Source organism: Pseudomonas sp. N40(2020) (assembly GCF_014472415.1).
Classification (GTDB): Bacteria; Pseudomonadota; Gammaproteobacteria; order Pseudomonadales; family Pseudomonadaceae; genus Aquipseudomonas.
In genome coordinates, this window is sequence record NZ_JACSZV010000006.1 from 109689 (window position 1) to 122365 (window position 12677).

The window sequence follows — 12677 nt, forward strand, 5'->3', positions numbered from 1 at the left end:
TTCAATCACCGGGCATCGCGCAGATGCCCAGGTCCATCAGCCGTATCGCATCGTTGGTCAGGCGTTTGACCACCGCTTCTTCGGCCTCCTCGCGTTCGAGCTTGATCGCATCCATCTTGTTCAGGTAATCCCCGGTGGTCAGCTCGGTCGCCTGATCAAAAACGGCGTCCATTTGCGGTTCGAACGTTTCCTCAATGCTGGTGAACGATCGGGGAAACGTGCGCTTGAGGTATTCGCACCAGAATGGCTGACGCAGCATGAATGTCAGCCATTTGGAGGACAGCTCAGCGGTAATGATCGTGTTCTTCGCCGTTTCCAGATCAGCTTGAGTCACCCCGCCCAAGACGGCAAACCGCATATGCCGTGGCTGCCCGGGTAGATCGAGTTCATCGGCAAGGCCTGTACGATACGCAAGGCTCACCTCCAGCGGATCGGCAGTCGGGTTCTTGCGCACATGCTCTTGGGCGATGTGTTCCAGTTTGTCCAGCCGGAACAGGCCACTGCCCAGTTGGAGCAAAGGCTTTGCGCTGGTGGTTCGGCCACCGGCGAGGCTGGTCACCCTGTCGACTTCCACGGCGACTTCAATATGGCTGAAATTCATCGCCGCCGTATCCGTACAGTTGATCGGGTTGGCGGCCAGATTGAGCACTTGCTCGCACAGCTCTGCGTCGGATTCCGCGGCTTCAAGGATCGCCCAAACCCGACGATGCATGTCGTCGCTGACCTTTTCAGAGTCGGCGGTATTGCCGACCTCTGCCAGCAAATGAAACAGGCCCTCGGCCCGTGGATCGTCCTTGAAGGCTGTCCAGATCCGGTCACGCCGTCCCCAGTCCTCTCCGGCTCCGTCCTTAAACCACAGTGAGCGCGCCTGCTGTTCGTCGAGTCGAGCGATATCGTCTTCCAGATAGCCCATGCCGATACCGACGCTGTTTCGATAATCGGCCAGATGAGTGGCGCTGGTGCTCGACAAGGGATTACCGCGCAGGTTAACGGCCTGACTGAAACGTTTCGATGTTTTGAACAGCCAGTTCGGCAGCTCCTTGATGTCGTTGTTGCGTAGATCCACCCAGTCCAGATAAGGCAGGCGTGCAAGGCCTTTGGGTAATTCGGTGGCACCCGTCTCACGCAAGGACAGGGAGTGCAGGTCAAACATCTTGCTCACGTCCGGGGTCGCGCCCAACGGGTTACTGCTCAGGTTCAAGTTGCACATTGTGCGTATGTTGCTCAACTTCACCAGAGACTGTTCGGTCAGCTTGATCTGGTTACCCGCCAGACTCAACCGGGCGAGATTGGGCATGTGCGACAGAATCTCGGGCAGCCGCGTGAGTTTATTGCTGTCGAGTTGCAGAGACTCGACTTGTTTGAATGACTTGAGGAAATAAACGAGATCATCGCCCTGCGCCATGTTTTTCATCGACAACTGCTGAATATGATCGAAATTCAACCCCGGCGGTAACGTGGGCAATGTCCCGACGCGCATGCCGTCGAGATTCAGCACGCAGACCGATTGGCCGCTTTCATCGGTCGCCAGAAACAGCCGCCGAAACCCGTCCTCGATCAGCTCTGCCGTCAACTTGCGGCTGTACCACACTTCACGCAGGTCGCCGCCCAGCGCCCTCATCGCAGCCATGTCGTCACTCCAGGCGTCCAACACCTCACGCAATTGCAGCAGATCATGGCGCAGACCTTTCACCCGGACCGCGCGGGTCAACGGGTCGGCGCCCAACTGATCGATAAGCTCGATGGCCTGCGCCTGGGAGAAACGTGGATAGAGTTTTCTCACCTTGCGGATCAGTGCTCGCGGATGCGTGGTCGCCGTCGCTGCATGGTCGGCTTGAAAACAGCCGAGTTCAGCGCTCAGCGGTGCAAACTCGCCGCCGGCCAATAGTTGGGCACTGGTCTCACGCTCATCCAGTGCAACGTTGAGTAATTTGCTGCGCAGCCGCGCACTGTCGGCGTCCACAGGATCGGCGAAGCCGGCGGCGATGCGCTGGCGCGGAGGGAGTGCCTTGAGGATCGCGGTATAAAGGCTGTCGGGACCTGCTGCGGTAATCCCGAGGGATTTACCGTCCCCGCCAAACGCTTCGTAGCCGTTGCTGGATTTGACCAGCGTGAAGGTGTTCAGGGGTGTCGCCGATTCATTACCGATGGCTTCCAATATCGGCCCGGTCTGTGTCTTGTCACGCACCGACAGGCTCAGTTCAGCGTCCCATCCACTCAAACGGGGCAGCAACTGGATGGCCAGTTTTTCACAGTCGGTATTGGCGATCTGCGGTACGTGAAACCCGCTTAGCGCGCGATCGAGTCGCACTTGGACGGTAGCTTCGCGGACTTTCTGCGCCAACCGCAACGGCACCCGCCCGGTGGAGCGCAAATGCAAACGATCGACACTCGACGCCTGATCAATCAGGCGTTGCGCATAGCGCGCGGGAATATCGACGAACACGCTACGCAGCTTCTTCACCTCGTCCGCATCACTCTGGTCATGTCGCTGGTACATTCGCTCAAAAACCGCGCGACGATCAGCCTTGAACGCCGCCCCCAGTTTTTTCGCCAACGCTGGCCGTTGCGACTCAGGGCTGACCTTGGCTCCCAGCAACGTATCGACCTCGTGCGGATAAAGGCCATCGATTACCGTCTGGAGCAACTGCCCCTCCTCCAGTTGATCCTGGCTGACAGCCACGCTGAGTTCTTCATCGAGGAGGGTGGTCGTTGGATGGGTTGCAGTGATTGTGCCTTCGGGATCACTGATTGCGATGTAGCGATCAGTAGGCCAGCCCGGCAGTTTCGGCAGGCCGTGCAACTGCTCCGGCAGTGGCTGGCCAGCGTGGGTTTCGCCGCTTTGCAGTTCGATGATGAATTGGCGTAACCGACGCTCGATCCGCAAGCGCTCCACGGTGTCGCGCAATCGGGCAGGCAAGACCAGGTTGTCAGTAAAGGCGCGCTGCAATTCATCGTGCGGGATGTTGCTGATTCGGCGAATCATGTCCAGATCCGTATCCCCGAACTCGCTCAGATGCGGATCAATGCGTTTGAGGGTATAAGGCGCGCTTTTCCACTTTTCGACATCTTCAGCCGCCAGGCGCCAGCCACCCTCGATGTGCCGTTCAAGCTCGGCGGCATAGGCTTGAGGGCGCTCAGGATGGTCAAGACGCCAGACCCGACTGACTGGATCGATGCTTCCGGAAAATATCCGATGGTCAACCCGGCCCACGGTTTTGTCCCGGATCAGATAAAGCTCCTCGGAGCCATCCGCCACCGTGAATCCCGATGGAAGCTGATGCTCATACGTCCTCAGATCGGGCTTCCACAGGCGTGGTTTGCCGGTCGGGTCGAGAATCGCGGTGAACTGGTCGAAAAACTCCGGATGGGCACGAACCAGTTTGCTTCCCAACGCACCGACCGCCTTCTGCGCACCGGCGAAAACGCCCATCAGCACAATGTTTTCGACCACGCTGAGCACATGTGACAAAGCCTCCTGCTGATCGCCCCGACGCCAGTCTTCGACCCCTTCGTACACTTCCGCCAACAGTTGCCCGAGCGCGACTCCCATCATCAATTGGCCGACTACCGGAACGAAAAAACCTGCCACCGTCGCAATCGTCACACCCAGTTCGAGAAAGTCGAGAAGGCGTTTCTGACGCACCTCTTCATCAACATCGGCGGTCGGCACGGCGAGCTTGCGAGCGTCGATCTGCATCTTGCCGACGTGACTTTGCACCATGAACTCGAACAGTGGCACGGTGATCGGCAACTGCCGGATGTGGGCCAGATCAGCTTTATCGGCGAAGGTTTTGAAGAAGTCGGCCTTGTCATCTTCGTCAAGCCTGTTGGCGAAATAGTCCTTGTAGCTTTTTACATTCAGTTTCTGCGTGAGGTACTGCTTGAATGCGTTGAAACTGGCGTACTCGTACAAAGGCCTTTGCGGCTCGTTGGCCATGTACACCAGGCACCATTCGTCCGGGTACAACTCGAACGACCGGACGGAAAACACCACAACACCCCAGACGCAACTGTCGAGCACCTCGATGCCCTGCATGATCAATGGACGCTTCTGGTAATGCAGGGTTTTCGACGAGACCTCGCCATCAGCGGCAATCAGCCTCTGGATCGTTTGCAGGCCTTCCCGCGTGATGTGCTGCCTTAGCCCGGCCAAATGCATATCCAGTTGCAGCAGGTGTTTTTTCAGCGTCGCGATATCGCGAGTCATCGGGCTGGTCGCAACCACTTTGCCGTCGCTGTCGGCCAGGCCGAACACCTGCTGGAAATGTTCCTGGTAGCGTTTACCCAGATCCAGTTCGCGACAGAATCTGGCGAACGATGCCGGGGTCAACCCGGCCACGCCTGAGGGTGCGCCATGCACCTGGATCAAACTGCCGACAGGATAATTGTCGGCCTCTTTGTCCTCGCTGAAGTTCTGCATCGCCGCGTGCAGCAATGTTTGTGAAGCGTGCGCAAAGGTTTGAATACCTTGGGCGTCGGTTGAGGTCGGCGGGCAACCGCAATCGATCCCCGGCAGACTCAACAGATCCTTCTCGACATTGAAGATAGCCGACCACTTGCGACTCAACGCCTTGGTCAATTCGGTAATGCAGAAGCTTTTCAGGGGTTTGAGCAGCAGTAGATCCTTCTCGACCTTGAGCTGAGCGGCGTGCAGGTCGCGCGCGGTCTGGTCGAGTGCGGCCAAAGTGGCGACCGAACTCTTGAGCAGCATATCTGGCAGGTTTTTTTGCAGCGCCTCGGCGCTGTCCAGGTCGCCTGTGGCTTCGAACAAGGCGCCGAGTACTTCATTTTGAGTCAAGGCGCGTGGTGCGGATTTATCCTGTGTGGTGTTCATCGGCAATAGTCCTTTATTGCAGGATTGAACTTCAACCTTATCCACAATCACTGCAAATTAAAACATATAACCCCGACACATTTAAATTACATTACAGCCAACACACCCCACCAAAGACCGTGCGGTATATAGTTATATTAAACATTCAAATACCCACCCAAACCACACCCAAAACCATTCAATAAAAAAACTTTTTTATCACAACACTCATACATAACATGGCATCTCATATCAAAAAGAGACTTCCAGTATGACTTCACCTACAAATAACCCGCCCACCACTATATCGGACGCTGACGCCATCGCGAACATTTTCGATGTCGTCAAAGATCAGGACAAGGCAACTGCCGTGCAACGATTCATCACCCACGGCATGGCAAAAGACGACCCCACGAGGCTGGCCGGTTTTCGCGCAACGCTCGATGAAGCGCTGCCCTACCAGGATTATATTGATGAGTTGGCAGGCAAACTGGAAACACTGGAGAATTTCTGCAGACGCGAACTTCGCCATGAACTCAAGCAAACCTATGGGACACGCTTCAGCGTCAACGACAACATCAGGCTCAAGCCTGAAAACACTACGGATGTTGCGTCCTATACCTACACCCTGTTGCAGGCGGCGATGTTGAATTTCACCGACGAAGAAGCGGCTCCCGGTTATTTCTCGAACGACAGCGAGATTTTGGACATTCTTGGCCAGGCAACAGGCGACGCCCCTGACGCGATCAAGGTGTCCGCACAAGAGTTTGCTACTCTGAGTCGCAAACTGGATCTGGGAGGTCAATACCAGAAACACATCGCCAGAACGTTTAAAGTTTCAACTATTGAATTGATCGGCACGCGCCTGCACAAATTCAACATAAAACTCAGCGCCTATGAAAAGTACTTCAAAAATCCCGATTTTCCTCTGCACCGGCTTTTCACCCTGTTGGATCTGACCAATGGAAACGGGGATATTTTCTATGGCGCCAATTTTAATAACGGCAAAATAGAACTGCAGTCGATACAGTTATTTGGCGAGTACACCACCGATGCAATTCTGATCACATGCCGGACTGACCAATCGCCAAAAGACCATCACATCGTATACATCCCCAACGACACGGGTGACGGCTTCTACACAGACGATAGCGAAGACCAGTCAAAATATCGATTCGCCATCAACATTATTGCAAATAACGAATTCCAAACACTGATCTTCTCCCAACTTACCAATACCGAACAAAATGAAATAAAGGCAAAGGACCTGACTAACATTTCGGCTGTCAACGACATAACGTTTATCCCGCTAGAAAAAGGGCTGTGCAAACATCTCTTCGACCGCTATCTGGATAAGTTGTCCGCAGATGCCAGGGACATTGCCGTGCCACTCGCCAATGTCAACGAGCCCGCATACGCCAACAGGCGCGACGTTCATACCTTGGGTAAGAGCGAGCGACCTTCCACCAGCCCGACCCATAATTTCAGCAGCCGCTTGCGCACTTACGCCACGGATGAATTGCTGGGCTCCGTGTTCGCCGGTCTGGGCAGTTGGACCGCCATCGAGAAGTACAATGCCCTGTCACGGCTGCTGGATCTGAAAAAACGGTTGTCCTCGCCTGATACCGATCTCAAGGGTTTGCAGGTAGACGCCGACTGATAACTCTCTACAAAACCATCGTCGATCAAACCCTTCAGTTATCAGCAAACAGCGAAGGGTCAACGCCCGCTTATTCCGGAGCGCGGATAGATACAACAACGGCCTTATAACTTATCGTTCTAAAACTCCACTTACCGGGGCGGGTCAGTTTCTGAGTGCCTGCCCTTTTGGCGAGGCATGGCTTGACCCCCTCCCCAACGGAAAAACCGGTAAGGATTTTATGTGCGGATTAGCTGGCGAGTTACGTTTTGATCAACAACCTGCAGACCTTGCAGCCATTGAGCGAATCACCCATCACCTGGCCCCTCGCGGCCCTGACGCGTGGGGCTTCCACGCCCAAGGGCCGATTGCCCTGGGCCATCGTCGCCTGAAAATCATGGACCTGTCGGACGGCTCGGCGCAGCCGATGATCGACAGCCAGTTGGGCCTGTCACTGGCCTTCAACGGCGCGATCTACAACTTCCCGGAGCTGCGTGCCGAACTTGAAGCACTGGGCTACGCCTTCTATTCCGGCGGCGACACCGAAGTGCTGCTCAAGGGTTATCACGCCTGGGGCGAAGCGCTGCTGCCAAAACTCAACGGCATGTTTGCATTCGCCATCTGGGAGCGCGATGCACAGCGTCTGTTCATAGCCCGTGACCGACTCGGCGTGAAGCCGCTGTACATGTCACGTACCGGCCAGCGTTTGCGTTTTGCCTCGGCCCTGCCGGCGCTGCTCAAGGGTGGCGACATCAACCCGATCCTCGATCCCGTCGCGCTCAACCATTACCTGAACTTCCACGCCGTGGTGCCTGCGCCACGCACGCTGTTGGCTGGCATCGAGAAACTGCCGCCAGCGTCCTGGATGCGCGTTGAAGCGGACGGCACCACCGAGCAGAAAACCTGGTGGACCCTGCCCTACGGCCCACACGAGGACGAGAAAAACCTGCAGCTCGAAGACTGGGTCGACCGCGTACTCGACAGCACCCGCGAAGCCGTGGCAATTCGTCAACGTGCGGCAGTGGATGTTGGCGTGCTGCTGTCGGGCGGTGTCGACTCGAGCATGCTCGTCGGTCTGTTGCGTGAAGTCGGTGTAGAAAATCTGTCGACCTTCTCTATCGGTTTCCAGGATGCCGGTGGCGAGCGCGGCGACGAATTTCAGTATTCCGACCTGATCGCCAAACACTACGGCACTCAGCATCACCAACTGCGTATCGACGAGAAAGAGATCATCGAACAACTGCCCGCCGCATTCCGCGCGATGAGCGAGCCGATGGTCAGCCATGACTGCATCGCTTTCTATCTGTTGTCTCGCGAAGTGGCCAAGCATTGCAAAGTGGTGCAGAGCGGCCAAGGCGCAGATGAACTGTTCGCCGGTTATCACTGGTACCCGCAAGTGGACGGCGCGGCCGATCCTTACGCTGCCTACCGCGAAGCGTTTTTCGACCGCAGCTATGACGACTACGCCGCTACCGTGCAACCGAAATGGCTGACCGCCAATGACGCCGCCGGTGACTACGTGAAAGAGCATTTCGCCCAACCCGGCGCCGATGCCGCGGTGGACAAGGCCCTGCGTCTGGACAGCACAGTGATGCTGGTAGACGACCCGGTCAAACGCGTCGACAACATGACCATGGCCTGGGGCCTGGAGGCGCGCACGCCGTTTCTCGACTATCGACTGGTCGAACTGTCGGCGCGGGTTCCCGGCAAATTCAAACTGCCTGACGGCGGCAAACAAGTGCTGAAAGAGGCTGCGCGTCGGGTCATTCCGAGTGAAGTGATCGACCGCAAGAAAGGCTACTTCCCGGTGCCAGGCCTCAAGCATTTGCAGGGCGACACGCTGAACTGGGTACGCGAACTGCTGCTTGATCCGAGTCAGGATCGCGGCCTGTTCAACCCGGCCATGCTCGACAAACTGCTGACTGATCCGCAAGGCCAACTGACGCCGTTGCGCGGCTCGAAGCTGTGGCAACTGGCAGCCCTGAACCTGTGGCTCAGTGAACAAGGAATCTGATTGATGAAACCCCACGCCACGGCCATTAACCAACGCCTGATACGCGGCCAGACGCCGTCGTATGAGCGTTTGCAGGCGCGCCTGGCCGAAGACGGCAGCGAACTCGCAACTGCGCCGATTGCAGTGCATTGCGGCTGGGGCCGGTTGCTGATCGGCCACACTTTTCCCGACCCGGCAACACTGGCCCGAGAGCTGCTCAACGAGCAGCCCGGCGAGCGTGACATTGCCCTGTACGTCGCCGCACCGCAGCAGATTCTCGGCCTCGAACCGACGCAACTGTTTCTCGACCCGTCCGACACCCTGCGCCTGTGGTTCAGCGACTATCGCCAGGCCACCCGCGTATTTCGCGGCTTTCGTATTCGTCGTGCACAAAGCGAAGCAGACTGGCAGGCAATCAATCACCTGTATCAGGCGCGCGGCATGTTGCCGATCGATCCGGCGCTGCTCACCCCGCATCATCAGGGCGGCCCGGTTTACTGGCTGGCCGAAGATGAAGACAGCGGCGCGGTGATCGGCAGCGTCATGGGCCTGAATCACCACAAGGCCTTCAACGATCCGGAAAACGGCAGCAGCCTCTGGTGCCTTGCGGTGGACCCGCAGTGCTCGCGCCCCGGTGTCGGCGAAGTGCTGGTGCGCCACTTGATCGAGCACTTCATGAGTCGCGGCTTGAGCTATCTCGATCTGTCGGTGTTGCACGACAACCGTCAGGCGAAAAACCTCTACGCCAAACTCGGTTTCCGCAACCTCTCGACCTTCGCGATCAAGCGCAAGAACGGCATCAACCAGACGCTGTTCCTGGGTCCCGGGCCGGAAGCCAATTTCAATCCCTATGCGCGAATCATCGTCGAAGAAGCCCATCGCCGTGGTATCGACGTGCAAGTGGATGACGCCGAGGCCGGACTTTTCACCCTCAGCCATGGCGGGCGCCGCGTGCGTTGCCGCGAATCGTTGAGCGATCTGACCAGCGCGATCAGCATGAGTCTGTGTCAGGACAAAAGCCTGACCCACAAAGTGTTGAAGGCTGCCGGACTGAAGCTGCCCTCGCAGCAATTGGCGGGCAACGCCGATGACAATTTAGAGTTTCTCGATGAGCATCTGCGGGTGGTGGTCAAGCCGCTCGATGGTGAACAGGGTCAAGGCGTGGCAGTGGATTTGCAGAGCATCGAGGAGGTGCAGCAGGCCATCGAAGCGGCCAAGCAATTCGATAGCCGAGTGCTGTTGGAAAGTTTCCACGAAGGTCTGGATCTGCGGATTCTGGTGATCGGTTTTGAAGTGGTGGCGGCGGCGATTCGTCGTCCGGCGGAAGTGATCGGTGATGGTCAGCATTCGATTGGTGCGCTGATCGAAGCCCAGAGCCGACGCCGGCAAGCGGCCACAGGCGGCGAGAGCAAAATCCCGCTGGATCACGAAACCCAGCGCACCTTGCATGCGGCCGGTTACGACTACAGCAGCATCTTGCCGGCGGGCGAGCATTTGTTTGTGCGGCGCACGGCGAATCTGCACACCGGTGGCACGCTGGAGGATGTCACGGCGATTCTGCATCCGACCCTGATCGATGCCGCCGTGCGGGCGGCGCGGGCGCTGGATATTCCGATGGTCGGCCTCGACCTGATGGTGCCGGCGGCAGATCAACCGGAGTACGTGTTTATCGAAGCCAACGAGCGGGCCGGTCTGGCCAATCATGAACCGCAGCCGACTGCCGAGCGGTTTGTCGATTTGTTGTTTCCGCACAGCAAGCCGGCAGTTTCTTGATCATGTGGTGCATCTACTGACGCCTTCGCGAGCAGGCTCGCTCCCACATTTGAAATGCGGTCCCCTGCTCGCGAAGGGGCCGCCTCAGGCGCTACAAATTTTTCTCCTCATCGAAACCATCGATGTGCTCAACCCATCAGGAGTTTCCATGACCACACAAATCCCCGAACCGGATCTCAACTACCTGCAAAAAGTCCTGCTGGAAATGCTCGCCATTCCCAGCCCCACCGGGTTCACCGACACCATCGTGCGTTACGTCGCCGAGCGTCTGGAAGAACTCGGTATCCCTTTCGAAATGACCCGGCGCGGCACCATTCGCGCGACGCTCAAGGGTCGAAAAAACAGCCCCGACCGCGCCGTTTCCGCACATCTGGACACCATTGGCGCTGCTGTCCGGGCGGTCAAAGACAACGGTCGCCTGACCCTTGCACCGGTCGGCTGCTGGTCGAGCCGTTTTGCCGAGGGCAGTCGCGTCAGCCTGTTCACCGACAACGGCGTGATTCGCGGCAGTGTGTTGCCCCTCATGGCTTCCGGGCATGCGTTCAATACCGCGGTGGACGAGATGCCGATCAGTTGGGATCACGTCGAACTGCGCCTGGACGCCTACTGCGCAACCAAGGCCGATTGCGACTCGCTGGGTATCAGCGTCGGTGATGTGGTGGCGTTTGATCCGCTGCCGGAATTCACCGAAAGCGGCCATATCAGCGCCCGTCACCTCGATGACAAGGCTGGCGTCGCCGCGTTGCTGGCGGCACTCAAAGCCATCGTCGATAGCGGTCAGGAACTGATGATCGACTGCCACCCGCTGTTCACCATCACCGAGGAAACCGGCAGCGGTGCGGCGGCGGCTTTGCCGTGGGACGTCAGCGAGTTCGTTGGCATCGACATTGCGCCGGTCGCGCCGGGGCAGCATTCCAGTGAACACGCGGTGAGTGTGGCGATGCAGGATTCCGGCGGCCCATACGACTATCACCTGTCGCGCCACCTGCTGCGTCTGGCCGGTGAAAACGAACTGCCTGTGCGCCGCGACCTGTTCCGCTACTACTTCAGCGATGCGCATTCGGCGGTGACTGCCGGCCACGACATCCGCACTGCCCTGCTCGCCTTTGGCTGCGATGCGACCCATGGTTATGAGCGCACGCACATCGACAGTCTGGCGGCGCTCAGTCGCTTGCTCGGGGCTTACATCCTGAGTCCGCCGGTATTTGCCAGCGACGCGGCGCCGGCCAATGCATCGCTGGACCGCTTCAGTCATCAGATCGAGCACGACACGCAGATGGAGAGCGAAACGCGAGTGCCGCCAGTGGACAGTCTGGTGGGGCAGCGTTCCGACAGTTAAATCATTGTTGGCAGAACCATCGCCTTCGCGAGCAGGCTCGCTCCTACAGGGAAACGCATTCCAAATGTGGGAGCGAGCCTGCTCGCGAAGGGGCCAGATCAGGCAACACAAAACTGGCAGGCAACCATCAATCGCCGTAGCATCCCGCCATTGATTCAGCCGAGGTGCCCATGCTCATCCCTTACGACGCTCTTGAAGTCGACACCCTCACCCGCCTCATCGAAGATTTCGTCACACGCGACGGCACCGATAACGGCGACGACACGCCGCTGGAAACCCGCGTATTGCGCGTACGCCAGGCACTGACCAAGGGCCAGGCGCTGATTGTCTTCGACCCGGAAAGCGAACAGTGCCAGTTGATGCTCAAGCACGACGTGCCCAAGCATCTGTTTGACTGAAATCCTCAGCGGACCTTTTGCGTAGCCTGTTTGCGCTGGATCCGCTCGTAGACCTCCGCACGATGCACATTGACTTTCTGTGGCGCCTCGACGCCGAAGCGCACGCTGGAACCGTTCACTGACAGAACGCGCAAGGTGATGTCATCACCGATTGAAATCAACTCACCAACGACACGGCTGAGTACAAGCATGAGATTCGTCCTTCAGGGTTAGCGAACCCTGAAGATGCGCGGCTTGCGGCGGCTCTACAATGCGTTGCGGGCAAATCAGTAATGCCCTACAGCGTCAGACGCGCCGCCCTTCAGACATTTCCCGCAAATCGTTAAACAGCCTTCGCCTCAAGCGGCGGAAAAGCGTGGACCAAACAGAATCACGCTCGCACCGATGACGCACAACGCTACGCCGATCCAGTCAGAACCCAATGGACGAACTCGCTCGACCACGGCCAGCCAGCCAATCGAAGCCACGATGTAGATCCCGCCATAAGCGGCATAGGCGCGACCGGCGTAGGCCGCTTCGACGCGCGTCAACAACAGCGCGAACAGGGTCAGACTGAGCAGCGCCGGGATCACCCACAGGGCACTTTTGCCCTGACGCAGCCACATGAAGAAAGCAAAACAACCGGCGATTTCAAACAGCGCCGCAAGGAAGAACCACAAGTAATTGAGCATTGACGCGTCTCGACAGGGTGACCATTGCGGCCACCCTAACCACGCCGC

Annotated in this window: 8 protein-coding genes; 5 read left to right on the plus strand and 3 right to left on the minus strand. The window is 57.9% G+C overall.

The window, feature by feature from the left end; translation table 11 throughout:
• Window position 1: 1 nt before the first annotated feature.
• The gene (locus IAI51_RS06610) at window positions 2-4837 is read right to left on the minus strand and encodes an NEL-type E3 ubiquitin ligase domain-containing protein (protein WP_187677746.1); all 4836 of its coding nucleotides are present in this window, start codon (window positions 4835-4837) and stop codon (window positions 2-4) included.
• A 250-nt stretch (window positions 4838-5087) separates the two neighbouring features.
• Between IAI51_RS06610 and IAI51_RS06615 the strand changes: the two genes are divergently transcribed.
• From IAI51_RS06615 to IAI51_RS06635, 5 genes are all read left to right on the plus strand, one after another.
• The gene (locus tag IAI51_RS06615) at window positions 5088-6476 is read left to right on the plus strand and encodes a dermonecrotic toxin domain-containing protein (RefSeq protein ID WP_187677747.1); all 1389 of its coding nucleotides are present in this window, start codon (window positions 5088-5090) and stop codon (window positions 6474-6476) included.
• A 220-nt stretch (window positions 6477-6696) separates the two neighbouring features.
• The gene (locus IAI51_RS06620) at window positions 6697-8469 is read left to right on the plus strand and encodes an N-acetylglutaminylglutamine amidotransferase (protein ID WP_187677748.1); all 1773 of its coding nucleotides are present in this window, start codon (window positions 6697-6699) and stop codon (window positions 8467-8469) included.
• Window positions 8470-8472: 3 nt separating this feature from the next.
• Complete coding sequence (ngg, locus tag IAI51_RS06625) at window positions 8473-10221, plus strand: N-acetylglutaminylglutamine synthetase (protein WP_187677749.1); 1749 nt, start codon at window positions 8473-8475, stop codon at window positions 10219-10221.
• Window positions 10222-10369: 148 nt separating this feature from the next.
• A complete protein-coding gene (locus IAI51_RS06630) occupies window positions 10370-11560 on the plus strand; it encodes an osmoprotectant NAGGN system M42 family peptidase (protein ID WP_187677750.1) in 1191 nt (396 codons plus the stop codon).
• A gap of 170 nt (window positions 11561-11730) precedes the next feature.
• A complete protein-coding gene (locus tag IAI51_RS06635) occupies window positions 11731-11958 on the plus strand; it encodes a YheU family protein (RefSeq protein ID WP_003192759.1) in 228 nt (75 codons plus the stop codon).
• Window positions 11959-11963: 5 nt separating this feature from the next.
• Here the strand turns inward: IAI51_RS06635 and csrA are convergent, their stop codons facing one another.
• The gene (gene csrA / locus IAI51_RS06640) at window positions 11964-12149 is read right to left on the minus strand and encodes a carbon storage regulator CsrA (RefSeq protein WP_077574041.1); all 186 of its coding nucleotides are present in this window, start codon (window positions 12147-12149) and stop codon (window positions 11964-11966) included.
• Window positions 12150-12296: 147 nt separating this feature from the next.
• On the minus strand, window positions 12297-12629 hold the full coding sequence (locus tag IAI51_RS06645) for a YnfA family protein (RefSeq protein WP_003226957.1): 333 nt from the start codon (window positions 12627-12629) through the stop codon (window positions 12297-12299).
• Between the last annotated feature and the right edge of the window lie 48 nt (window positions 12630-12677).